Below are 22,458 nucleotides of genomic sequence, written 5' to 3' on the forward strand. Positions count from 1 at the left end.
TGTGAGTGATCTTGAAAAATAAACCAAGCTCTGTAATCAGAATTCTCTGTTTTGATGTTGAAACGCTGTATAAAGCATGAGCACTAAAAATTGGAAAGATATATAGTTGCTTTACCTTAGAGTTTTTTTTGTTATGATGTGCGCACTTCCTAAAATGCGCTCATAGCTCAACTGGATAGAGTACAGGTCTCCGAAGCCTGTGGCGTGGGTTCGAGTCCCGCTGAGCGCACCATATTAATATTTTAAGTTTTTGATTTTAAATAAAAATTTAAGTAAAAATTATGTCTCGTATACTTATTTGTGTGCTCATAATTAATTTCACCACTTTGTAAGCTAATATTTCACAATTTCCAAAAAAATTCTATTTTGTTGATATTTCTACAATTGCGCAGTTTCTATATAAAAATTGGTTTAAGCCTTTAATAAGAGTTGAAATAAGAATGGTGCAACGATTATGTATAGCCACACCAATAGATGAAGAATTTGATAAAGCTAAAACTGATGTCTTAGAACATTACGGGAAATAATGTCGTCTCAAAACTAAGTCATACAATACAACAACCACATTTAATACCCGCTTTATTCACTAACGAATGGGGTTTTGATTAGAAAGTAGAAGCAGGCTTAATCAGCTAAAGGGTAGTCAAAAAGTTTTCCTTCGAATGTATTTCCTTTTTGTGTAGTAAAAATAGGTTTTAATTTAACCTGTTCTCTGTAGCCCTGTTTTATTAAAGTATTTGTTAGATGTTCGGTATTGAAAGCATATCTAAAGTTTTTTCCTGAATTAAGCTCATAAGGCAAATTTAAGCCAAATACATTGTCTAGATATCCGGGAATGTTCTTTTTATTAGGTAATTCTAAATAGCATGATGAAAGGTTTAGCATTCTCTCACTGTGATTGATACATTCTAAAAATAGATAAAATTCTTCAGATATCCCATTTGGATAAGTCAGAAATCCAAAACTTTTTTTTATTTCTAATTTTTCTCGTTGTGAATCCCATTTCGACCATATGGTATAGGCTGTTCCCAATAGTCCAATTAACCCAAAAATAATAGTTATCCAATCTGAAACAGTGATTTCGATTTGCATTTATTCTCCAATTTACTAACGATCTATTCTTTAAACGTATCATTTAAAGCTTGTTGAACGGCATCCACACGAGACTTGCACGCTTTGTAAGCTGTCATCGATTCCTCCACGATCTTCATTAAATTATCAATATCAGGCTCTTCCTGAGATTCAAGTAGTTCAGCATTCTTTTTGAGAATATCGTAACCCTCTTTGAAAGTTAGCTCTTGATTAGTCATTGGGAATTACCTTCAGTACATTGGCGTTAATGGTACCGTCCTGTAATTCTACTTGAATAGAACCATTTGATACCTGGTGAATGGATTTGATGGCTTTATCATGGATGCGAATAATACCGTAACCTTTGGCCATCACATTTCGGGGATTCTGTAGAAGAGTTTCACGCATAAGAGATTCGACCTGGGTGGTCACCAATTTAATTTGCTGATTAGCCAAATATTGAGTTGTATCTTTAATTCGGTCTATTGCTCTGTTAGCTTCATTTACCTGATTGATGGCGTGCGTTTTTATAGTATTTAGAAGATAGTCGTTAGTATTTTGATACGTCATTATTTGATGCTGTGATAATAGTTTGATCGTTTGTAATGCATCTTGTACTTCATTGACACGCTCAACAATTAGATTGCGAATTCCTCCAATAACTTTACTTGGAGTGTCGAAAGACCGGTGGGCGATTTCATCTAAAATGGTACGGTCTTTTTCATGCCCTATACCTACCCAGATTGGAACTGAACGTTTGCAGAGTAGGGCAGCCAAATCATAGTCATTTAAATAAGCTAGATCATTCACGGCGCCACCACCGCGAATAATAACAATAAGATCTGGAGGGAAGTTGAAGTCTTTAGCCCACTGACGTAGACCATCGCCTAGAGAATTAATAATTGAAGTTGAAGCTGTATTTCCCTGAAAGGTGGCGTTGTGATAAACGAAATGACAAGCATCGGCTTTATCTAAGGTATCAGCATCTTTCTTGAAGTCACCTAAACCTGCAGCGTTTTCTGGAGCAATCACCAGGACATTTTTAATATCGAATGGAGTGGGGAGTAGCTTATTTTTATTGGCCAAGCCTTCAGTCGTTAATCGTTCTAAGATTTGTTGATAGCGTTTGGCAATATCGCCTAAGGTGTAACTTGAATCAATGTCTTCAATATTGACTGAAAAACCGTACTGAGGGCTAAAGGTTGCTCTTACTTTAATGAGAACATTGAGGTCTTTAGATAATTCAATTCCACTTTCACGTTCAAATTTTAAAACCATCTTTGCTGCAGAGGATTTCCAGATCGTCGCTTTGCAGCTCGCAATCACTCTGTCCGCTTCTTCTTCTTTTTCTGCTAGCTCTAAATAGTAGTGGCCTCCTTTAATATTAAGATTTCTAATCTCAGCTTTTACCCATACTGGTTCATCAAAAGCTATACGTATAACTTCTTGGACTGTTGCAAGGTATTCACTTAGAGAGAGTTGGGTATCAAGCATAAGGCAGCTAATTTATACGATTGAGAAAATACTAAAGCTCAGGCGGTATTTCAGCAATACTAATCTAAACAGCAGATTATTTATTCATAGCATCATAATCATGGCGATGTAAGGCGTATTGCTTGTCCAGGTATATTGCAAAATCTTCAAGCCTAACCATCCACGGTGCTTTACTTGATTGCTCAAGCTTGAATGCAGGGAAAGGCAACTGATGAAAATTGGCTTTTTTGCGAGCGGTCTTTACGTCCAGATGTGTTAAATAATCTTCGATGATAGTGTCTAGATGAACTACAGGAGAGACATATTGCATGCATAACATGGTGAAAGTACTAAGCTTGGGATCATGTTTCATTAATTTTTCCTCGGTCTGCCACGGTGCCTTTTATCGGCTGTTTTGAGTAAGGGGATGACAATGTTAGGGTCATACAACTTTTTCTTTGAAGTCCCTATATTGAACAGATCTATTTTGGAGGCAATAGTTTGTCTCGAGAGTGAAAATCGTTTTGCGAGCCAAGCTAAGTCAACTAATTCCGGATATTTTTCGGTCTCTAACGCAATAACTGTAGCGCCGTGAATTTTGTCACCTAAACAAATTTGAGGTGGGGTTTCAGATTCTATAGTTATGATGTATTTCTGTTTAAACATTATTTTTTTCCGAATGATATCTAAATTAGGATAATTGTGAAGCTTGAAAATTAAACATGTTGAATTTGATTGTTTTTTATTCATGTCTACTGTTACAAGACAAAAAACTGGCGTTACAAGACAATTTTAGGCTGCGTTACAAGACAATTTTAGGCTGCGTTACAAGACAAAATTAGGCTGCGTTACAAGACAATTTTAGGATTATGCTTGCTCCTATGTACACAGCTTCATCAAAAGACAGAGATACAAGCAATCAGGTTTTGATAAAAAGGTGAGTTTTCCTTGATAAAATGGGATTTCCTCAAAATAGCGACAAGCCTTACTATATATGTTTTACAAGCACTTTTAAGGCTGTATTTATAGGTATGTCGTCAAACAAGAGAATGACATAGTTTTGTTTTACGAAATACGGCGTAATAATTTGTCGCCCTACTTTATTTTTGTTTATTCATCCATATATCTTAAATGTAAGGCTATGTATAATGCCTTGCCTTTCGATGGTGATTGTTGTAATCCTTATTCAACAATTATAAATCGTGATAGCCAATTAGGCTCAGTGTGGACTGTCTTTCCGCATTAATTTATATAGGAGGTACAGCATGGCTCATACTGCACTTCAAGTTGCTGATAAATTTATTCGTTTAGGTATAGCGGAAGGTAAACACTTTACGCAAATGCAACTACTCAAGCTAGTTTATATTGCTCATGGTTGGATGTTAGCAACTACTGACCAACCTTTAATTCATAATCAGGTGGAAGCTTGGCAATATGGCCCAGTAATTCCAGACCTTTATCATGAGTTAAAATATAATGGAGCTAAACCAATAGAACGCCCGATTCTATCTGACGAGGCTTCTTTCTCACCTCTTGAAAATCAGGTTATAGATTTTACTTTTAAAAATTATGGCAACTTCTCAGCTTTCCAGCTGTCTGATATTACCCATGCACCACATACACCTTGGTCTGAAACATTTGGAAAATTAAATTTTATTCCAGATAATTTGATTGCTAATCACTATAAAGAGCTTTATCAAAAATACTCTGCTAAAACTGGTTAGTCTTTTGTCAAATAATATTAATCTAGACTCTCTGAATCTTACTCAGGCACAAATCTTAGATACTGAAAATGGTGCATCGGATGATTCATCCGGTGCCTCCCCTCGCATGGAAGAAGAAGTTCAAAATGATTTTATGTTTGCTGAACTTAGAGCGGAAGAGTTAAAAAGAGCTCAAGAGCAAAAATATAGACACACAGAAGAAGAACATTCTTTAAGAAAAGCCCATCTAAATTTCTTATCAAAAATCACAATCTATTGGTTAGGTCTAATTACTGTTGTTAGCTATTTACAAGGATTTAAAGGTTCTGGATTAATTACTATTCATTTAAATTCAAAATACTTAGATAAATTACCTTTTTATATTGCGGCGCCCAAATTTGAGCTAACAAATCCAGCATTTATAGCTCTAATCACAACCACTACCGCAACAATTTTAGGTCTTTATACTATTGCTGCGATATGGCTTTACAAAGGCAAGCAAGAAGATAAAAAACAAAAATCTGATACAAAAGACAGTTCTAATGAAGAAACTTAGAACTTACTTAAGATGCTAATTAACTTGATTTTTATTATTTTAAAAAACCTTTATTCGCAGCATAAAAGTTTGTATGGCATTGATATATTACTCTTGAGTTGTAGGCCCTAAAAAGACTATCCTCATTTACAAATTTATCAATCTTTAGTGATGGTATTTGAAGTTTGTTAATTCCTCTTTTTTTCATTATATTAGTTAAATTTTCTGGAATATCAGCGAGTTTTCTTAAATTATCTAAACTATTTTCTGCAAAAATAAAATGTATAAAAGCATTTTTTGTCAAATTGAATTCATATCCGAAATTATTACCAGGCAGTGCTTCCGAAAGGTCAACATGAGCACGATCAGACAATAAACATACTTCTCTCTCATGAGTTGCAATAGCAATGTATAAATGCATTTTTTCAGTATCAAAAATTTTATTAATTAACTCAGAAGCAAAGTTAAAGGTTTTTCCATTATTTAACTTAATGGGAACTACCATATAGAATAGAATTTTAAGCCACTTTCTGTATTGTTCTTCAGTGATATTAAACTCTGCTATAAGATCATCTCTTACTTTCATACCATTAATTTTATTGAAATATTTCTTCAAAAATTCATCCGTAGGCGTATAGTTACAGAAAAATGAATAAGTATTTATGGTAGATATTATGCAGTAAGGATTACGAATTACATTCATTAATTTTGCATTAAACAAAGTAAGAAGAATATCTTTATCGAGTTGCTCATTGGCTAATATTTCTTTCGTTAAATTTTCAATTTGATGCTCTAGTTGCCAGAAGTACTGCTCAAAATTATCTCTTGTTGCATCATCAAATATTTCTAGTGAATACAAATCATCAAAGCTAAGATTTTTTTCAATTTTAACCCCACATTCATTACTCAGTTTATATTCTTGAGATTCACGATTAAGGGATTCAAATTGATATATACGTCTTTTTTCCTTAGCAATTGAGGAATTTATGCAATTTAACTTTTGCTCTACTTGGGATATATAGTGTTGATTACGAGTTTTATTATTAAACAATTTATTCTATTCCTTTGAAATTTTATTAATCATCGTTTACAAGCCCCCAATGAAGGAGGCTATTAACTAATACAAGATTATCTGGTATCACAATACATCAAAGCAACTGTAACTCATCAGCTCGAATCTCTGTCACTTCCCGATCTACTCCTTTACCATCTTTCCACTTCCTTGTACGCAGTGAACCCTCTATATAAACCTTTCCACCTTTCTTGAGGTACTTACTGGCAATCTCAGCTAGTCGGTTGCCGGTGGTGATTCTGTGCCATTCTGTAGCCTCTTTGCGTTCGCCTGTGGTCTTGTCTTTCCATTGCTAAATTGGTAGACCAACGGATTAATAGTCCGATGTTCATAAATTTTAGTAACTTACCTGTTGAGTAGGGAGGTTGAAGTCAAACTTTTTAAGCGTGTTTGATCTTTACTTCAAGCATGGATAGGAACTCTTATTTATTACTGGATATTTAAACTGTTAGATAATTTTGAACTAAAATGATTTTATGCTGTCGGCTGAAAGGGAGTTAGATAAGAAGATTGATTTAATCTCTACAGGTAAGGCAGATCGATTAAAAGAAGCTACATATCGATTAAGTGCACACGGTAATTTTCATGGCACCCGGCATCAAATTGGAAAGTTGCAAGCCAAGACCAGATCAAAATTAAATAGCAGGGATCCAAACCATAAAAAGCTAAATCAAATGTATTTCCCTCAAAATCTTCACTATGTACGGTTCACCGCTAAAAAGGCTCAAAACATGAAAGAGTTTGAACTGGCATGCTAAAATGCGGACAGGATTTATTTAAATAAAAAGAGTCGATCCAGGTCTAAAGCGAGTTATTGATCTAGCTCAAGTATCTAATAATTTTGAGAAATTGAAATATATCCAATATTGGTATCATTCCGAAAACGGTAATATTCCCAAAATTGGGGTTTTGAACGATCCCGTTTTTGGGGTTTTGAATGTACCCGTTTTTGGGATGTAGAACCTATCAATTGAACCCATCAAGGAATCAATCATTTTTCTTTGAGAGTGCTATATTAATTCTGATTCAATTTTTTTATAAATTTTAAAATACAGTCTAAAAGCATAATGAGGAATATATCAATTTTGCACTGATTTGAGCTGTAAGGCATTTTAATCTAAAAAATGACCAAAGGTATATGTTGAACTTGAAAGCCCCTTAAAACGAAAAACAGAGTGTTTTTTGAGGTTGTGATATCTAGTCCATTCTAAAAAATCAATGTTCCGTAGCGGCAAGTTGTATTGCCGAAGTCATCCCTATTTTAAGATTAAGTTAAAACGTACAAATATAGAGTTTTGCACTCTCCCTCGCGCGCGCGCGCGTTTTATTGGGGGAATATACCCATTTTTTGGGGGCTTGAATTAAGTCCTAATTGGATAAATTAAAAGGAGATGAAATATGAATATATTTGCTGAATTGTACTGTTTTAATACACCAACCAATCTCATCTACAGTAAAAAGTTCGCAATCTATTTAGCTCCAGATTTTAGAGCAATGATTAAAGAACTATGTCAGTTAGGCTGGACTTATGAAAAGCTTGCATTTCTTCTGCCTATTAGTGGTGTATCTACAGTTTCTGATTGGGCGCGTGGAAGTGTTATGAACTATGACAATGGCGAATCGTTCATAGAACTCTGGAAGCATTTGACTGATAAGACTGAACAAGAAATACCTCGAATTAACCGCTACCTTAAAGCTTAAAAGGATTTAGTATGGGATCTAAAAAGAAATTTTTCGAACCGATTACAGGAATAAAAATTGATCGGGCTATAGCTCTGTGTATCAGCATCCCGAAAGATTTAAAAAAATTTAAAGATGATATTTATTATCTTGATTCAAACCAGCTATTCAAAAAATCATTGGTTAAACAATTGCTATTGATAGTTGATGATATAGAAGAATTACAGCATTTGCTTATCGGCATGGTACACCCAAAGGATATCTATTACTCTTCTTTAAGAACAGCTTTGGCTGGGATTAATAATGCACCTAATTCCTTAATTATTACAGCATATTACCTAAATCCTGCACTTAAATGTAAACGTTTATTGAACCAGCACTCTTTCACTTTTGAGGTGAATCTAATTTTAAAAAAAGTAAATTTTGTCAAACAAATTTTAGATCGTGTTAATAGAGGTGATCGGGTAATTAGAGATATTCCTAAGCCTACTTCAAATTTTAGATCTCGCACGTAAATTTGACTAAAGAGGAGCCATTAAGTGCTCCTTTTTCATAGCAAAATATACCCATTTTTTAAATGCACACAGAGCTCTAAAGTAAGTCTAATGATTAAGTTTTAAGGGTTAAAGAAAATGGTAATGATTCCTCGATCACATGGGCGAATTGGTTCAAATCCTCAATTAAGACAAAGCCCAGCATTCTCGGGACTATCAAATTTAGGTCAAGCAATAGGTGGTATAGCCGATGCGAGAAAAGCAGAGATAGAGCAAAAAGAGCAAGCTGATTTCGCATTACAATCCTCAAAAATTGGTGCGGATATCAATGTCCTAGATAATGATTTATTACTAAAAGTTCAAAGTGGTGAACTATCTTTTGATAAAGCTGTGAAATATAGACAGGACAGCTTAGAGACAATAAAGAAGCAGTATAAAACGGTAATACCAAAAAAATTTGAACATAACTTTAATAATTATTTTGAGCAGCATTCATATGGCAGTGCTGCTAAATATTTACCGATCGCAAAGAAATCAGAACAACAACAAGCAATTGTTCATCTTAAGGACATGAAGGAAAATTATTTAAAAAATCCTAATTCTTCGGAAAAAGAGGTTTGGGATGGATTGAATATGTATGCGCAGTCAAAAGGTATACCAATAGCTCATGTTCAGGATACTTTTAGCGAATATAAAAACAATCGGGCTGGTAATGATGTAAGTTCATTCTTTTTGGGGCATAAAAATAATTCTGAAAAGCTTTCGGAATTAGTAAGTGCGGATTCAATTTTAAGTAAGTTTCCAAATCTAACCCAAGAGCAGGCAGTCTATTGGAGTAGTCGTGTTTCGAATCAATTAGATCAGAACAATAGAGCACAAACTCTGCAACAAAAACAAATAGAGAATGATGCCAAAGATGCTGTAAGTGAGCTTAGATCGGATATTTCAACTGGCTTAATACCTAGTGAATCCGTTTTAAAATCACGCCTTCAAAGAGTAAAGGGTACTCAATACGAGGCAGAGTTCATTCAACATAGTAACTATTTAGTTGAAGTTCAAAAACTGATGCGCTTAGGTCCAAGTGAACGAGATGCATATTTAACAAATCTACGTTTTGAAGCTCAAAATAATCCGCAAGACAATGTTCAAGATTTGAATTGGAGATTGAACTTACTTTCTAAAGCTAATGAAAATATGTTGGCTTACGAAAAAAATAATCCATCAATGGCTTATTCAATTAAGACTGGTCAAGACTTAAAAGTCGTACCTACAAGCGCGATTATAAATGGTGATTTAGAGGCTATTAGCAACATATCCAAAAACTTAAAAGCAATTAAATTGAATAATGAGATAAGTGGAACAGTTGGATCATTAAATCCATTTTCAACTCAGCAAAAGATTGAGTTAAAGCAATATTGGGGAAAAGCAAGCCCAGGTGACAAATTGCATTTATTGACTACCCTTTATAAGTCTAGCGCAGGCAATCCTTCAGCTAATAAAGAATTAATACAGAGTATAGCAGGTGAAAGTGGAGCTTACCGTTTATCAGCTTCTCTTAATCACAGAGGACATCAAGATATTGCTGGTCAAATCATTACGGGGCAGGATCTGATAGAAAAAAATTTGGTGAAAGTTGATGATAATGCTTTGAGGCTTAAAACAGCATCATATCTAGAAGGCATCACATCCCCAGGTAAACCAGACTTTCAAATCTATCTAGAATCCGTCAAAGCTAATTATGCTTATTTGGTTCAAAAATCCGAGAAAGTGGCTGATTCAAATGGAAGCATATTAAATAAAACCATAGATGAGGATTTGTTCAATAAAGCGATTCTCAATGTCACTGGTGGCAAGTTTAAAACAGGCGGTTTGTTTGGAGCTAAGTCAACTGTTTTGAGGCCGCATACAGTAAGTGAAGAGTCTTTCAAGCAACAATTAGAACAATTTAACTCTAGAAATTATAGAGTCTACGGCGGATCTGACAGAGATTATTTTATGGATCTGCCTTTAGAGCAGGATCCTAAAAATCCATATGTTTACTATTTTAAAAATGGTTCTAAATACGTAATGGATGTGAATGATAAAACTAGAAAAACTCGTTTAAGTTTGATTCTGCGCTGAGGTTAATATGGATTTTCTTACAGATGATGAATTAGCTTTAAATAAAGATGACCTTCGTTTTAAGCCGCGTACAGAACGTGGGAGTTTTGCTGATGGTGCTTTAGGGATAACTTCAGGTATTGCTATGGGAACTGTTGAAGCAGCAACAGCTCCAGATTCTTTAATACGCGGAGATAAAAAAGCAGCAGCCTTGAGAGCTCAAAATCTTCAAGTATTTAAACCTGAAGATCTTGGAGGGGTAGGTGAATTTACCTATGGGTTAACAAAAGATTTTACTCGTATTGGGTGGAATGCTTTAACCACTTTAGGTACAGGCGGTTCTACAGGTTTAGCATTAAACGCGAGTCTGTTTGGATATCAAACTTTTGAAGCTGAAAAATCTGATTTGTTAAATAAGGGCGCTGATATCATAACGGCTCGAACTGGAGGAGCAATTAAAGGGGTTGCTGATGCTTTAGCGTATACAATCCCAACGCACGGCGTTACTAAAAAAATAATACCTGATGCAATTGCTACGACAGCTCTAGCTGCTGTAGCTGGATCGGGTGGGGATTATTTGGAAGGTGACTTTCTCGAAAACAATCAAAATAAGAAGGTCTCACAGTACGGTGAAGCCTTAAAAGAAAATGCCCTCAGTCCAAGCACATTAGCCGCGAATGGAGGAATGGCTCTACTGCTAAATCTGTGGGCTAATAAGGGGCGACTTCACTCTGATCAAGTTAAGGATCATGCTGATTTTGACACTATGAATGATGCGGCTCATATACAGGCCAATATAGAGCATGCAGAGGGCACAAATCCATTTAGTCCAACTAATGCAAAAGAGGCCAATTCACACTTTGATGCATTGGATAGTGCATTGGAGAGTGCACTCAATGATGAGCTGGTCAGCTTAAAAGCACCAGTGACAGGCACACCTAAAGTAGTAGCAACCAGTACACCAGTGGTACCAATAACAGGTACACCGAAGGCCCTCGTAAGACCAAGCGCTATCAATACTGATGAACATAAAGCACCAGTAATAGCCGATGTCTTGACTAACTCTGTATTTGATAAAAAACCGTGGACAAAAACGATTGTCCAGGAAGCCTCTAAACGGGGTATCAATCCAGTGGATGCCTTAATCATTTCCCATTTGGAAACTGGTGGCACCTTCAGCACTTCAATCCAGCCAAAGGACAGAAACGGTAAGTTACTATCGTCAGCTACCGGCTTATTCCAGACTTTGGATAGCACCTTTGCCCGTATGGGAGGTAAGAACAAGTTTGATGGCAATGATCAAATTAAAGCGGGCCTGAACTACTACGAACACAATGCCAAGGTTTTTCGTAGTCACTTTAATCGAGATCCTAGTGGCTTAGAACTTTACTTTCTGCATTTCTTCGGTGAGGGTGGTGGACCAGTCTTTTTGAAAGCCAAGGATAATGAGCTTTTTGTTGATGTGGCCACACGCTGGAGTAAAGGGAATAGTAAAAAAACTGCGCGTCAGATAGCGGAAGAAATTACTTCCTCTCATCAATTTAATGGCATGACCATAGGGCAGGTAAAGGCCAAATACGAGAACCGCTGGAATGATATAGCCAAGCTTTATGGTGATGTTCGTCCAGATGCCTCAGCAAGATCTACTGAAGTCCGAGGGAGCGAATCAGAGTTTCCACAGTTTGAGTCTGATATAACTGCGCCACCTGCTTACAAGTCCCAATCCGATGCTGAAATCGAAGCAATGCCTTTTGTACTCAGTGCAGATGAGCATAGTGTGAAGTCACTCCAGGAAGAGTTTGAAGCCCTATCTTCTCCATTGACCAAGGAGGATCTGGAATACCTTAAGGCTACGGCGCATTATCAATATTCTGAAGGTGGTGCTTACCGAACGCCGTATGTTGAACCTCAGGTTGATTTATCTGGGCCTGGTAATAGTGCTAATCGTACTTTGGACACATTAGACGCCGATCTTCAACAATTCGTACCTGAACAGCAAAGAGTTATTGTTACAGATCCTGAGCCGAATACTTTGGATCTTAATGCCAGAACACCAGGTTCAAATGTTCCGCAAAATGCAATTACTGCCGGAATAGATAACTGGACTCCCACCAGATCGCAAAACTACCTTAAACGAGAGCGATCAACGGATGATGGGGGCATCATTCAAGAGCTACACAATAAGACCTCTAATACGACATTCCAGCGTCAGGTAAATCAGGATGGCACCATTAGCCCGGTAAAGGCCACACGCAATGGAAATGACCTATTTGCTCATCCTGCTAATGGTAAAGCTGATAGTCCTGAATTAACCGCAGTACAGCATAAAGCTACTCAGGCATTAGAGCGTGAGTTTTGGAAGCCTGGTAAGTCTAAGGTTGATGGGGCACCAGACTTAACTAAATCCAGTAAAGGGGAATACGGCGCATTTACTGACACAGCAGACGGTAGGGAAGCGGTTTCAATTCTGGAAGCAGATCCTGACATGGAAGTGACCTTCACGCGCCAAGATGAAAATGGAAATGAGGAAATCGTGACGATGTCATCCCGAGATCTATTGGACTATGTCAGAGAGCAAGAAGAAATCGCAAAAGATGAAATTCAGGCAGTGAAAGCATTGGCTAGCTGCGCATTAACATTTGGGAGTGAAGCAGCATGAGAGCTGAATGTAGAGAACAAGTTGCAAAAGCATTAGGTAAAAGAAAACTAAGTGCAGCTGATAGTAATCGTATTTCATCATTGTATATCCGGGCACAAAATACTTTGGCCAGAACAGATCCTGATTGGATGTTCAAAAGTCCTGCTGAACGTGCTGAAGCAATTGCGCAGAAGACTGCTACGGATCTCGCCGTCCAGATCGCTAAGAACAATCAGAACATTGCCCGGGATGCAATTCTCAAGGCCCAGCTACAGAACGAAATTTATAACCACCCTAAATTAAACCCGGTCCAGGCTTTAATGCGGAAAATTGCATACTTCTCAGATCAGAGTGGTATCCAGTCCATAGAGAAGCAATCCCAAGCCTTACACAGTCGCTGGATGTCATTGGTTGCGGATGTGTTTACCAAAACACAAGAGCGCTTTGGGATGTCAGTGAACAAGGCAATGACTGACGATATTATCCGAGTCATGTTTGGTGGCAAGTCTGATAATCCAGAAATAACAGCAATGGCCAAAGATGTGAGCGCCGTCTTGGAGGAAATGCGATTGGCCTTTAACCGTGCTGGTGGGAATATCAAAAAGCTTGATAACTTCGGTTTTATGACCTCTCACGATCAAAAGAAGGTGACCTTAACAGATCAATCCGAATGGGTGAATGATGCATTGGCCGGATTGGATCGTAAACAATATGTCAAAGACACTGGTGAATTGATGGATGAGCTGGAACTTAAGTCCATGCTCGAGGAGATTTATAAAACTATCTCAACCAACGGCGCTAATAAGGATTTATTGGTACTAAATAAACAGGCCAAAACAAGTGCATCACCTGTAGGTGGTCGCTCCAAGATGGCGAATCGTCACCAAGAGTCCAGGGCTTTGCATTTCAAGGATGGTGATGCATGGCTGGCATATCAAAAGAAATATGGAACTTATGATGAAGCAGGCTTTCATGAGATTCTGAAAAATCATACTCAGCGTATGAGTACTGAAGTGGCAATGATGCAGAATCTTGGTTCCAATCCTCGCCACACATTTGAGTCGCTATTGGATGAAGCCAAGATCAAACTAAAAACAGATCCACAGAACGGTATGAAACACGGCGAGATTGATAAGCAGGCTCATCGGGCTATGTCGATGTACAACACTTTGGATGCCAATACGCGAGCAATTGATTCAACTCTGGGGAATGTTATGGGTGGTCTTCGTGCCTTAATGGTTACATCTAAACTGGGTGGCACCACGCTGACGACCTTTGGCGACCATGCCAGTATGAAGAAGGTCGCTAATATGCTGGGCCTGTCCTATACCAAATCGATCCTCCCAGAATACATGAAGCAATTGAAACAGGGTGCCACACGTGATGAAGCATTGCGGTTTGGCCTTGGCATTAACGAAATGGCCGGTTCAATGACTCGTTTTGGTGATGCTGATATTGTCAGCAGTGCTACCAAGTCAGGCCGTTTTAATGCGCGTATGCAGGCTTTTGCTGCAATGACTATGAAACTGTCAGGATTAAACGCCGTCACTGCAGGAGCGAAGCGAGCGCTTAATCTGGTGCATATGAATAAACTTGCTGAAATGACCCGTAAAACGGATTGGAAGGATCTTGGTGCTGATGATCTTAAAATCCTGCAGGGGAACGGTATTACTGAACGTGATTGGCAGTTATGGCAGCAGCTGGAGCCAAGTAAGCGTGAAGATGGGACGGCGGTACTCTCCCAGAATGATTTTTTCAATGCCCCTGATGATGTGATTAAGCAATTTTTGCCATTGGATAAGCAGGACAATGCTAATGCGATTGCTGATTTCCGTTATAAGGCTGCAATGAAGTATCAGACTCATATTTTTAATGAGGAATCTGTAGCTATTATTGAGGCAGGCGTACGTGAGCGAAGCATTATTAACTTAGGTGATGCTGGAACAATTCAAGGGGAATTAGGGTGCACACTATTCCAATTCAAAGGTTTCCCATTAGCTTATATGATGCGTATCGGTCATCGAGCTTTTGCCCAGGGTGATATTAAGAGCCGAGTCACATTTTTGGTTTCATTACTTGGATATCAAACTTTAGCAGGCGCTTTAATTGTTCAAACTCAAAATTTGGCTAATGGTAAGAATCCAGAACCAGTATTCACGATGGACTTTTTCGGTAAATCCATACTCAAAGGAGGTGGACTTTCTTTCCTAGGCGACATTATGTCAGCGCTTTCTGATCCAACAGGGCGAAGTGCTTCTGATTTCATTAGTGGACCATTATTAGGTCAAGGCATGAAGCTAGGTATGTTGCTAACTGGTATGGGCAACAACATCATTGAAGGGAAAGAGTCTACTCGGATGATGGAAGTGGCTAATACCCTTAAGAGTAATATTCCATTGCAGAATCTTTGGTACAGTAAGCTGGTCGTAGATCGAATGCTGTATTCCAAAATGCAGAATATGATTGATCCTGATTATTTACCAAGAACACAGCAGCGTCTGGAGAACTTGGGTAATAGCTATTGGTGGGATTTATCTGAATAAAATTAGGAGCTTCGGCTCCTTTTTTATTGTATGGTATTTGAGCGTAAGATAAAAAAGTGAATTGAAGTGAAAAGAAAAATAGCTTTGATGGGGATTTGTTTTGCTAGTGCTATCAGCACATTTAGCCATGCAGATGATGTATATGCCACGTATGAAGTACTAACATCTAAAGAGTTGGCCAATAAGTCTATTCTCGCTTTCGAAAGTTTTACTTGTTCTGTGTGGGCCGATCTCATGGGAGATCAAAAGGCAAGTGAGGCATTTCTATTGAATGGATATGATCATGGACGCGTATATGTGCAAGGCTTATTAAATGCAAAAATCAATCAGGACGATAAACGAAGATATATCCCTGGCATTATGTACCCCGAGTTAAAGTTGACGCCTAATGTCGATTTTATGCTCGGGGCTATTTTTCAGAAGGTTAGGGATAATACGAAAGCCATAACCTATGATTTAGATGCCAAAGGATCTGATAAATATTTTTCCAAATCTAAAGAATCATATGCTCAGAATGGATGTGCCAAGATTTTATTGGATATGGCGTAAGACTATAGAATAGAAATATACAGTAGCCCGATACGTATTTATTGTTGAAGATTCTGAAAGGGGGGGAATACTATGGACGAAAAAGAAAGAGCAATAATTAGCAGTAAAGTAGAAATTTTTAAAGGAAAAAAAGAAAAAGTCATTTCTAGTTTGGAACAGCTTGGGATGAATCCTAAGATTGATGGACTAACAGCTAAAAACAGAGAATTATTTAAGAATATTCCTAATGTTGTTAATAAGTTGAAAAATGGTATTCATCATTATGAAGAAGTTTCAATATTAGATTATTTAAATGAAAACATATCTCAAGTCAAAATAATTATTGATTCTGACCTACCAGATAAAGAAGCTAGGCTAAACTATTATTTAACTGAGATTCCTAGTTTTATAGAAAGATTTATTAGTATAAAAGACAACTTTAGAACTTTCACAGTCGACACACTCTCGAAAACAATTCTTGAGGTTCAGCAAGAGCTAAGTGCATTTAGACGCCTAAGAAGTATCGCAGATACTGCCTTAACTGAAAATATTTATAATAAAGCAGTAGAGCGGTATAGGTACTTAGAAAATCAATATAGAAACTATTTTTATACAGGGATTGGCGTGATTCTATTCCTGGCCGTAGCTTTACTGGTTTTTAAGCAATTTTTACTCTTATATTTTAGTCTTAATACGATTGAGTTTTGGGTTTTAAAAATATCTATTCTTTTAGTAGGTGTAACCCTAGTCAGCTATTTTCTTAAACAGTCATCCCACTACCAACATTTAGCTGATCAAAATTACCAAACTCAAGTAGAGCTACAAGCATATCCAAGTTTTATGGAAAGTATTCCAAGTAATGAGGCTGCATCAGTCAGAAAAGAACTTGCTTTAAAGTATTTCGGCCGAGAGTTAGATGGATCTACGCATAAAGATATGTCAAATCTTGTTTCTGACCAAATAAAAAGTACAACAGAAATGGTCAAGGCTACAACAGATATATTAAAAATTAGAAATGGGGGACAGTAGTGAGGATTAATAAGCTACACACTGAGTTTTATCACGGTAATTTCTTATGATATTAGATCGAGAATTTCAGCTTGAACTTATGATAAAAATGGCCGAGGTATATCCAGCTGCTTATAATTTTTCACAAGATGAGCGATATAGGGATAGTGACTTTCGAACAAAGCTTTTCACTAATCTTTATTATTTACAGTCTCATGGATTATTGGAGGCAAAGAGTATTCATTTAACCCTTGGGATCGGTGGAGGGCAAAGTTGGAGTTTAGGAAACACTAGATTAAACCATAGAGGAATGGACTTTTTAGCTGATGACGGCGGACTCTCCGCAATTCTTGGTACAGTTACAATCAAGTTCGAAACCGAGCAACTTAGAGCCATTCTTGCTGCAAAAATCATGAGTTCTGACCTTAGTTCTGAACGTAAAAACACTTTGGTTGAGGCTATTAAACAATTACCTGCAGAAGGGCTAAAACACCTGACAATGAAAATTGTAGATACTGGTTGGGATAATATGGATTCCCTTATGAGACTTATACAGAGCGCACTATCATAATTAATTCTCACATTTGTAGATATAGTTTAAGAGATGAGCGCTGATGACCTTATATATTTCAACCTCTGAGCTATTGAAACGCTATGAAATAACCATAGCTACTTTGATCAATTGGAGAAATAAAAAGAACTTTCCCGAGCCGATGATTAAAGGTCATGGGCGCTCCAATAGTCGCTATGGGATCAAAGCAGTTGATACTTGGGAAAGAAACAGTGGATTGCTCGACTCACTTGAATCACCTCCTTTGATAACCCGAGATTCATAATTTTAGTAAAAAAGTAATGTGCATCATGAAGAAAATAATATTGATATCTCTTATGACTCTTGTGAGTTCAGTAGTCTTGGCCACTCCGATTACACTTCAACACTCCAAGACTAGCTATGTGAATTCGGGCATCTGTTCCGCCGTAGTAGATGTGACAATCCATGATTTTCTTGGAACCTATGACAAACTTTATTTGGATCTAGTAGCAAAGGATAGATTTGGTAGAGTGCAGGGGACTTCTAAGAATGTAATTTCCTACGGCGATGTACAAAACCTTCAAGGTAAAGCATTTGGAAATGTTTTTATTGAATCAGAGACTATGTGCGATGCAGATCGTACTTGGACAGTTCAGGTTAAGCGCGCCAATTTGGTCATGGATGGTAAAAGAGAAGATTTAATAGAGGCCCAGAAGGTTCATATTGATGACTTTCAGCCTATGAAATTTAAAATTAAATGATCTTTTATATGAAGACCTTAAATAGAAAGATCCCCATAATTATATGTATTTGAAATTGACTAAATAAGATCTAATTGCCCAATCTTATATTGATATGTTGCCCATTCTCCTTCACGTGGAAAACGTTCAATACCTGTTTCTTTTCTCCAAAGTTCGATAAATGCTTCACCATGTTCATAGTTAGGAGTGCCGCCACGCGCCCACTCAGATACAGTGGATGCGCCAGATACTGGTAAAACAAAAGCAATTTTTTCATGAGTCCAACCAAGGTGGTTGCTCAAATCCAAAATCATACGATTGAAGTCTGGACGCTTGTATCTACGACGCTTTGATAAGAATTCTTTAATTTTTTTTTGGCTTCTAAGGTTTTTAAATCTAGCAGCCTTTGATTTGTAATTTGCAGAGCAGTCTATATGACTTATTTCTGAAAACATCATGGTTTAACTCCTTGGATATGAAGAAGTGTATCTTGATCGAGATTTGTAAATTGACAGTACTTCAATTGGGCATGCATATAAGCAGTTCCTTGTTCGCCATGGCGGTTTTTACCTATAATTGCTTCTGCAATACCTCTGTGTTGAGATTCTTTGTTATATATTTCATCGCGATACAAGAAAATAATTTGGTCAGCGTCTTGTTCAATTGCTCCAGATTCGCGTAAATCCGACATCATTGGTCTTTTATTAGGGCGTTTCTCTAAATCTCGATTAAGTTGAGATAAAAGAACAATGACACACTCAAACTCTTTAGCCATCGCTTTGAGCTCACCGGTAAAGTACGCAATCTTTAAATCCTCTCGGGCGAATTGTTTTGACGTTTTCATAATCTGAAGGTAGTCGACAAGAACAACACCAACAGATCCATACTTGTGTTTTACCTTACGGATAGACTCCCTGATATTTGCAATAGATGGGCGGGAAGTATCATTGATCTGCATTGGTACCTTTTGAAGCATCACAACGGCGTTTGTATATGCTGTAAATTCTTCTTTAGGTAGCAGATGAGGGGAATTACGCACCACTCCAATATCCGCTGGTGCAATCGCGCAACAGAGACGCATGGCGATCTGTTCTTTTGGCATTTCGCCAGACATGATCAGAGCAGGCTTTTTCTGTATGACTGCTACATTGTTTGCAATGAGCTGTAGCATTGTAGTTTTACCCATGGCGGGCCGTGCGGCCACCACCATTAGACATCCAGGTTCGACATCTCCTAACTTTTTGTCTAAGTCATATATGCCTGTCTGGATTCCTTTAATCATAAAATTACCAGCAAGAGCAGCTTCAATCTTTCGATGCATCTCAAGAAATGTATTAGATGCAGCATCATGGATATGAAATAAAGATTCACTTCCTGATTCCGTATTTAAATCTGCAAATGCAGTCTGTGCATTCTGGACTAACTCACCACGGCTAACAGTTAGGTTTCGAGCCTGACTAATCACTTTCATTGCTTCGGCTTCAACTTGCCGGCACGTAGTAAGATCTTTCAATTTTTCGGCATAAGAAACTAGATTATAAAAGCTGGAAGGTGTGTCACTTAAAATTTGAATAATATACTGTTCACCACCTGCAGTTTCAGAATAGCTATGCATTTCAAGCCATTGTTTTACCAAAAGAGCGTCATATGGTGAATTCTTTGAATCCAGATCAACCACAGCCTTGAAAATCAGTTTATGGCGTGTAGCATAGAAATCATCTTCAGTAAGCAGGTTTTCAACTAGGTCATATGAGTTTGAAACAGTCATCAGGGCAGCTAGAACAGCTTGCTCAATCTGCAGATTAAAGATAGATGTATTCATTGAGCACCCCCTAACAAACTTTTAGGCTTAGTCGGCAAAATTATAGACGGCTGCTTATTTATAGTTTGCTGTCCTTCTTCTGTAGGAGATTGAATGCCATATTCAGGATTCTGTTTTTTGTAGCGCTCAAATTTATCCAAGATCCAAGTTGTGAACTTATGAAGTTTTTTACTATCCGATAGCGCCTGACTGTCAAAATGAGAGTTAAATGCACTAAGCTCGAATTCAAAACTAGGTAATCCAAAGATCAGATTTATATTGTTACCATGACCTGCCATCTTTATCTTAGTTATCAATTGATCTACATCGGGAATCCAGTCATGCTCTTGAGAGAGATTCATTAGCAGGTTCCCTGATAGATTCTGTACCCCGTTTTTGGGATCGTTTAACATCATGTTCTTGGAGTCATTTGAAGTACCGTTATCGGTATTATTCCCATTTTTGGAATCATTCCGTTTTTGGGATTGTTTAATATTCCCGTTTTTGGGTAAATTAAAGCCCTCTCGATTTTGTAGATAATCTTCTCGTCCAGTAACGCCATTGAGTTTGAGAACACGAACACGCTTAGTAGATCCTGTACGCTTACCAGTATCTTCAACTAAGCCCAAGTTGATTAACTCTAAAATAACTTTCTGAACTGTCTTCCTATCCAGTACTGTATCTTTGGATAAGCGTCCTATACTTGGCCAAGCTGTATGTTCTTCACCAGCCCGATCTGCTAATGAAAGTAGAACGAGACGTTGTGAAGAGTTATTTACTGTAGCAGTCCAGGCCCAACGTATTGCATCAATGCTCACTAGGCCCTCCTTGCCGATAATGATTTTTCAATACAGCATTCATCAAACGTTCCGGAGTAATGTGAACTGAATCAATATACGCAGCTGATGGGGATGGTGTTATCTGCTCGACAACAGTTTCTAGTTGTTTTTGAGTTTGCTCTGATGAGGAAGATGGCTTACCCATTTTTAGTAGCCTCCCATTCAGCCTCAAATTTTTCAAATTCGATTTTGAAAGTGTTTCTATGATTGTCAGATAAATAGTCGGCAATATTAATAAGGTTTTCTAAACCTGCAAAAACTGCGTCACAAAGAACTGTTGAAGATTCTTTTACAGCATTTAGTTCTTCTTTCATCTGATAAATTAAAGTCGAAAGCCAGGTGAAAATTTCATAAGCCAATCCGTATGGCTCTAACAGATCACCTGCATCACATTCGGTTTCATTAAATGAGCTTTTATATTTTTCGAGTTGAATATCAAATGTGTTGCTGAAATCGTCAGATAGATGACGTGCAATTGAGAGAAGGCTTTCGAATTCTGTAAATGCACTTGAGTGAAGTTCATTCGCATGTGTAGATTTTAGAAAAACTGCACTTTTGCCAATTCGACCGATAAGTGTTTGAATTTGAGTTGTCGTTTCAAACGCTATGGCGTAAGCATCTAAAAGTTTTTTTGTGCTGTAAAACGGGACTAATTGTTCTGAAATTTTAACTTTAGCGTTCATGATGAGTGCGCTCCTATGTTGTTGGGAGCTTCGTCAATCACGACCAAATGATTTGGGTGACGAAGCTGAAAAGGGTTGGTCGACAGGTAACATAGGGAACCTGCACACTCGAAAGTGTCCCTCTCCAGCTCCGCCATAACATGCGGATGCATAGAGATTTTACGCACAAAAAAAGCCCGAAGAGCGGACTGTGCGCCTATGTTACTTTTGCAGCCGACCAAAGCTGATTCAGTGATTTTGCACCGAACAAGATCAATATAGCCGATCATTTTCGATTTGAGAAGCCCTAACCAGGAAATATTTTGAAAATTCATGGCTGCTCTCCGAATCTTTTAGCTAGGATTTGCATACCTTTCGGCAAAATGAAGAACTCTGTTTGAGTGTAGCTATACGGTTGACCAGACGGTTTTACGCCTTCTTTTAGCGAGTATTTGGTTTCGCAATAACCGCGATTCTCACTGTAGTATGTAGAGGCACGGGAACCGTTTAAATAACGATCCCAATTATGCTTTCTCAACCATTCCGCCAATGTCTGCTGTTTGATATTCAGGATCTTGCATGCTTGCTGAAATTTAACGCCGTGCTCTGTATGCGTAATTGTTTCGATGGCTTGGGATAAGGCTTTATTTTCTGAGGTTAGCTGGAGATTCTGCTTAGCTTGGACTTCAATCGCTTGAAGTAAGTGCTGAGGATTGTTGATGTCGAATGCTGGAGTCTGCTGCTCAAGCTCATACCAGCGTTTTATAATTGCTGCGGTAAACTCTGGGCAGAGCTGGGCAACAACAGTGATTGAGTCCAGTTTTCCTTGCTCACCCTTAAAAACATACACGCTTATATGCTTGTTTGGGCTAAGAGATTGATTATTTTCAACTTTCACCAATGACGGTAGTTGAATAACACCACGTTTCGCCAGTCTTTCTATCGATAAATTAACGGCGCGTAATTCAGATTGGACAAGTTTGGCTATATCAACGCTAAGCATTTGATGAGCAGTTAGTAAGGCTTTTGGAGTATTCAT

Annotated in this window: 25 protein-coding genes, 1 tRNA gene and 1 pseudogene; 14 read left to right on the forward strand and 13 right to left on the reverse strand. The window is 37.7% G+C overall.

Going from position 1 to position 22,458, the window contains the following annotated elements; translation table 11 throughout:
* Positions 1–156 precede the first annotated feature (156 nt).
* Positions 157–232: transfer RNA gene (locus tag AC1M9C_RS04810), tRNA-Arg, on the forward strand.
* A gap of 392 nt (positions 233–624) precedes the next feature.
* Here the strand turns inward: AC1M9C_RS04810 and AC1M9C_RS04815 are convergent.
* The 5 genes from AC1M9C_RS04815 to AC1M9C_RS04835 form a co-directional block, all read right to left on the reverse strand.
* Entirely contained in the window at positions 625–1,092 is a 468-nt protein-coding gene (locus AC1M9C_RS04815) for a hypothetical protein (RefSeq protein ID WP_481953282.1), read from the reverse strand.
* Between the two features lie 23 nt (positions 1,093–1,115).
* The gene (gene xseB / locus AC1M9C_RS04820; RefSeq protein WP_481953283.1) at positions 1,116–1,310 is read right to left on the reverse strand and encodes an exodeoxyribonuclease VII small subunit; all 195 of its coding nucleotides are present in this window, start codon (positions 1,308–1,310) and stop codon (positions 1,116–1,118) included.
* Positions 1,303–2,565: an exodeoxyribonuclease VII large subunit gene (gene xseA / locus AC1M9C_RS04825; RefSeq protein ID WP_481953284.1), complete on the reverse strand. Its 1,263-nt coding sequence runs from the start codon at positions 2,563–2,565 to the stop codon at positions 1,303–1,305. Before xseA ends, xseB begins: the two co-directional genes overlap by 8 nt.
* Positions 2,566–2,641: 76 nt before the next feature.
* Entirely contained in the window at positions 2,642–2,917 is a 276-nt protein-coding gene (locus AC1M9C_RS04830; protein ID WP_481953285.1) for a pyocin activator PrtN family protein, read from the reverse strand.
* Positions 2,917–3,294, reverse strand: coding sequence for a hypothetical protein (locus tag AC1M9C_RS04835; RefSeq protein WP_481953286.1), 378 nt, complete (start codon positions 3,292–3,294; stop codon positions 2,917–2,919). The genes AC1M9C_RS04830 and AC1M9C_RS04835 overlap by 1 nt, the downstream gene beginning before the upstream one ends.
* Positions 3,295–3,809: 515 nt before the next feature.
* On the opposite strand from AC1M9C_RS04835, the gene AC1M9C_RS04840 reads away from it, so the two are divergent.
* Together AC1M9C_RS04840 and AC1M9C_RS04845 are read left to right on the forward strand one after the other, a co-directional pair.
* Positions 3,810–4,268: a Panacea domain-containing protein gene (locus AC1M9C_RS04840; RefSeq protein ID WP_481953287.1), complete on the forward strand. Its 459-nt coding sequence runs from the start codon at positions 3,810–3,812 to the stop codon at positions 4,266–4,268.
* A 4-nt stretch (positions 4,269–4,272) separates the two neighbouring features.
* On the forward strand, positions 4,273–4,803 hold the full coding sequence (locus AC1M9C_RS04845) for a hypothetical protein (RefSeq protein ID WP_481953288.1): 531 nt from the start codon (positions 4,273–4,275) through the stop codon (positions 4,801–4,803).
* Between the two features lie 34 nt (positions 4,804–4,837).
* Here AC1M9C_RS04845 and AC1M9C_RS04850 read toward each other — a convergent pair whose 3' ends face one another.
* Both AC1M9C_RS04850 and ssb read right to left on the reverse strand, forming a co-directional pair.
* Entirely contained in the window at positions 4,838–5,833 is a 996-nt protein-coding gene (locus AC1M9C_RS04850) for a hypothetical protein (RefSeq protein WP_481953289.1), read from the reverse strand.
* 97 nt (positions 5,834–5,930) lie between these two features.
* Positions 5,931–6,143: pseudogene (gene ssb / locus AC1M9C_RS04855) on the reverse strand (single-stranded DNA-binding protein); the annotation flags it as partial.
* 187 nt (positions 6,144–6,330) lie between these two features.
* Between ssb and AC1M9C_RS04860 the strand changes: the two are divergent.
* The 11 genes from AC1M9C_RS04860 (at position 6,331) to AC1M9C_RS04910 (ending at position 18,138) form a co-directional block, all read left to right on the forward strand.
* The gene (locus tag AC1M9C_RS04860) at positions 6,331–6,612 is read left to right on the forward strand and encodes a hypothetical protein (RefSeq protein WP_481953290.1); all 282 of its coding nucleotides are present in this window, start codon (positions 6,331–6,333) and stop codon (positions 6,610–6,612) included.
* Between the two features lie 640 nt (positions 6,613–7,252).
* A complete protein-coding gene (locus AC1M9C_RS04865) occupies positions 7,253–7,555 on the forward strand; it encodes a helix-turn-helix domain-containing protein (protein ID WP_481953291.1) in 303 nt (100 codons plus the stop codon).
* Between the two features lie 11 nt (positions 7,556–7,566).
* Positions 7,567–8,049, forward strand: coding sequence for a hypothetical protein (locus tag AC1M9C_RS04870; RefSeq protein WP_481953292.1), 483 nt, complete (start codon positions 7,567–7,569; stop codon positions 8,047–8,049).
* Positions 8,050–8,166: 117 nt separating this feature from the next.
* On the forward strand, positions 8,167–10,149 hold the full coding sequence (locus tag AC1M9C_RS04875) for a hypothetical protein (protein WP_481953293.1): 1,983 nt from the start codon (positions 8,167–8,169) through the stop codon (positions 10,147–10,149).
* 7 nt (positions 10,150–10,156) lie between these two features.
* Positions 10,157–12,787 (forward strand): lysozyme family protein, encoded by a 2,631-nt coding sequence (locus AC1M9C_RS04880; protein WP_481953294.1) that lies wholly within the window; start codon positions 10,157–10,159, stop codon positions 12,785–12,787.
* On the forward strand, positions 12,784–15,309 hold the full coding sequence (locus AC1M9C_RS04885; RefSeq protein WP_481953295.1) for a hypothetical protein: 2,526 nt from the start codon (positions 12,784–12,786) through the stop codon (positions 15,307–15,309). The genes AC1M9C_RS04880 and AC1M9C_RS04885 overlap by 4 nt, the downstream gene beginning before the upstream one ends.
* Before the next feature lie 66 nt (positions 15,310–15,375).
* Entirely contained in the window at positions 15,376–15,858 is a 483-nt protein-coding gene (locus AC1M9C_RS04890) for a hypothetical protein (RefSeq protein WP_481953296.1), read from the forward strand.
* A gap of 72 nt (positions 15,859–15,930) precedes the next feature.
* A complete protein-coding gene (locus AC1M9C_RS04895) occupies positions 15,931–16,866 on the forward strand; it encodes a hypothetical protein (protein ID WP_481953297.1) in 936 nt (311 codons plus the stop codon).
* Between the two features lie 46 nt (positions 16,867–16,912).
* The gene (locus AC1M9C_RS04900; protein ID WP_481953298.1) at positions 16,913–17,416 is read left to right on the forward strand and encodes a hypothetical protein; all 504 of its coding nucleotides are present in this window, start codon (positions 16,913–16,915) and stop codon (positions 17,414–17,416) included.
* A 43-nt stretch (positions 17,417–17,459) separates the two neighbouring features.
* The gene (locus tag AC1M9C_RS04905) at positions 17,460–17,681 is read left to right on the forward strand and encodes a hypothetical protein (protein ID WP_481953299.1); all 222 of its coding nucleotides are present in this window, start codon (positions 17,460–17,462) and stop codon (positions 17,679–17,681) included.
* 25 nt (positions 17,682–17,706) lie between these two features.
* Entirely contained in the window at positions 17,707–18,138 is a 432-nt protein-coding gene (locus AC1M9C_RS04910; protein ID WP_481953300.1) for a hypothetical protein, read from the forward strand.
* Positions 18,139–18,197: 59 nt separating this feature from the next.
* Here the strand turns inward: AC1M9C_RS04910 and AC1M9C_RS04915 are convergent, their stop codons facing one another.
* The 6 genes from AC1M9C_RS04915 to AC1M9C_RS04940 form a co-directional block, all read right to left on the reverse strand.
* The gene (locus AC1M9C_RS04915) at positions 18,198–18,575 is read right to left on the reverse strand and encodes a hypothetical protein (protein ID WP_481953301.1); all 378 of its coding nucleotides are present in this window, start codon (positions 18,573–18,575) and stop codon (positions 18,198–18,200) included.
* A complete protein-coding gene (locus tag AC1M9C_RS04920; RefSeq protein WP_481953302.1) occupies positions 18,572–19,939 on the reverse strand; it encodes a replicative DNA helicase in 1,368 nt (455 codons plus the stop codon). The genes AC1M9C_RS04915 and AC1M9C_RS04920 overlap by 4 nt, the downstream gene beginning before the upstream one ends.
* Entirely contained in the window at positions 19,936–20,736 is an 801-nt protein-coding gene (locus AC1M9C_RS04925; protein WP_481953303.1) for a helix-turn-helix domain-containing protein, read from the reverse strand. Before AC1M9C_RS04925 ends, AC1M9C_RS04920 begins: the two co-directional genes overlap by 4 nt.
* Positions 20,737–20,894: 158 nt before the next feature.
* Positions 20,895–21,440: a hypothetical protein gene (locus AC1M9C_RS04930; RefSeq protein WP_481953304.1), complete on the reverse strand. Its 546-nt coding sequence runs from the start codon at positions 21,438–21,440 to the stop codon at positions 20,895–20,897.
* Entirely contained in the window at positions 21,437–21,754 is a 318-nt protein-coding gene (locus AC1M9C_RS04935) for a hypothetical protein (protein ID WP_481953305.1), read from the reverse strand. Before AC1M9C_RS04935 ends, AC1M9C_RS04930 begins: the two co-directional genes overlap by 4 nt.
* Positions 21,751–22,458, reverse strand: a complete 708-nt coding sequence (locus AC1M9C_RS04940; RefSeq protein ID WP_481953306.1) for a phage antirepressor KilAC domain-containing protein — start codon at positions 22,456–22,458, stop codon at positions 21,751–21,753. Before AC1M9C_RS04940 ends, AC1M9C_RS04935 begins: the two co-directional genes overlap by 4 nt.

Source organism: Acinetobacter sp. 24-47-39, from assembly GCF_056783825.1.

Coding starts and splice junctions, on each gene's coding strand:
- AC1M9C_RS04815 (WP_481953282.1), bottom strand. CDS start 1,092: ATGCAAATCGAAATCACTGTTTCAGATTGGATAACTATTATTTTTGGG.
- xseB (WP_481953283.1), bottom strand. CDS start 1,310: ATGACTAATCAAGAGCTAACTTTCAAAGAGGGTTACGATATTCTCAAA.
- xseA (WP_481953284.1), bottom strand. CDS start 2,565: ATGCTTGATACCCAACTCTCTCTAAGTGAATACCTTGCAACAGTCCAA.
- AC1M9C_RS04830 (WP_481953285.1), bottom strand. CDS start 2,917: ATGAAACATGATCCCAAGCTTAGTACTTTCACCATGTTATGCATGCAA.
- AC1M9C_RS04835 (WP_481953286.1), bottom strand. CDS start 3,294: ATGAATAAAAAACAATCAAATTCAACATGTTTAATTTTCAAGCTTCAC.
- AC1M9C_RS04840 (WP_481953287.1), top strand. CDS start 3,810: ATGGCTCATACTGCACTTCAAGTTGCTGATAAATTTATTCGTTTAGGT.
- AC1M9C_RS04860 (WP_481953290.1), top strand. CDS start 6,331: ATGCTGTCGGCTGAAAGGGAGTTAGATAAGAAGATTGATTTAATCTCT.
- AC1M9C_RS04865 (WP_481953291.1), top strand. CDS start 7,253: ATGAATATATTTGCTGAATTGTACTGTTTTAATACACCAACCAATCTC.
- AC1M9C_RS04870 (WP_481953292.1), top strand. CDS start 7,567: ATGGGATCTAAAAAGAAATTTTTCGAACCGATTACAGGAATAAAAATT.
- AC1M9C_RS04875 (WP_481953293.1), top strand. CDS start 8,167: ATGGTAATGATTCCTCGATCACATGGGCGAATTGGTTCAAATCCTCAA.
- AC1M9C_RS04880 (WP_481953294.1), top strand. CDS start 10,157: ATGGATTTTCTTACAGATGATGAATTAGCTTTAAATAAAGATGACCTT.
- AC1M9C_RS04885 (WP_481953295.1), top strand. CDS start 12,784: ATGAGAGCTGAATGTAGAGAACAAGTTGCAAAAGCATTAGGTAAAAGA.
- AC1M9C_RS04895 (WP_481953297.1), top strand. CDS start 15,931: ATGGACGAAAAAGAAAGAGCAATAATTAGCAGTAAAGTAGAAATTTTT.
- AC1M9C_RS04900 (WP_481953298.1), top strand. CDS start 16,913: ATGATATTAGATCGAGAATTTCAGCTTGAACTTATGATAAAAATGGCC.
- AC1M9C_RS04905 (WP_481953299.1), top strand. CDS start 17,460: ATGACCTTATATATTTCAACCTCTGAGCTATTGAAACGCTATGAAATA.
- AC1M9C_RS04910 (WP_481953300.1), top strand. CDS start 17,707: ATGAAGAAAATAATATTGATATCTCTTATGACTCTTGTGAGTTCAGTA.
- AC1M9C_RS04915 (WP_481953301.1), bottom strand. CDS start 18,575: ATGATGTTTTCAGAAATAAGTCATATAGACTGCTCTGCAAATTACAAA.
- AC1M9C_RS04920 (WP_481953302.1), bottom strand. CDS start 19,939: ATGAATACATCTATCTTTAATCTGCAGATTGAGCAAGCTGTTCTAGCT.
- AC1M9C_RS04930 (WP_481953304.1), bottom strand. CDS start 21,440: ATGAACGCTAAAGTTAAAATTTCAGAACAATTAGTCCCGTTTTACAGC.
- AC1M9C_RS04935 (WP_481953305.1), bottom strand. CDS start 21,754: ATGAATTTTCAAAATATTTCCTGGTTAGGGCTTCTCAAATCGAAAATG.
- AC1M9C_RS04940 (WP_481953306.1), bottom strand. CDS start 22,458: ATGAATACTCCAAAAGCCTTACTAACTGCTCATCAAATGCTTAGCGTT.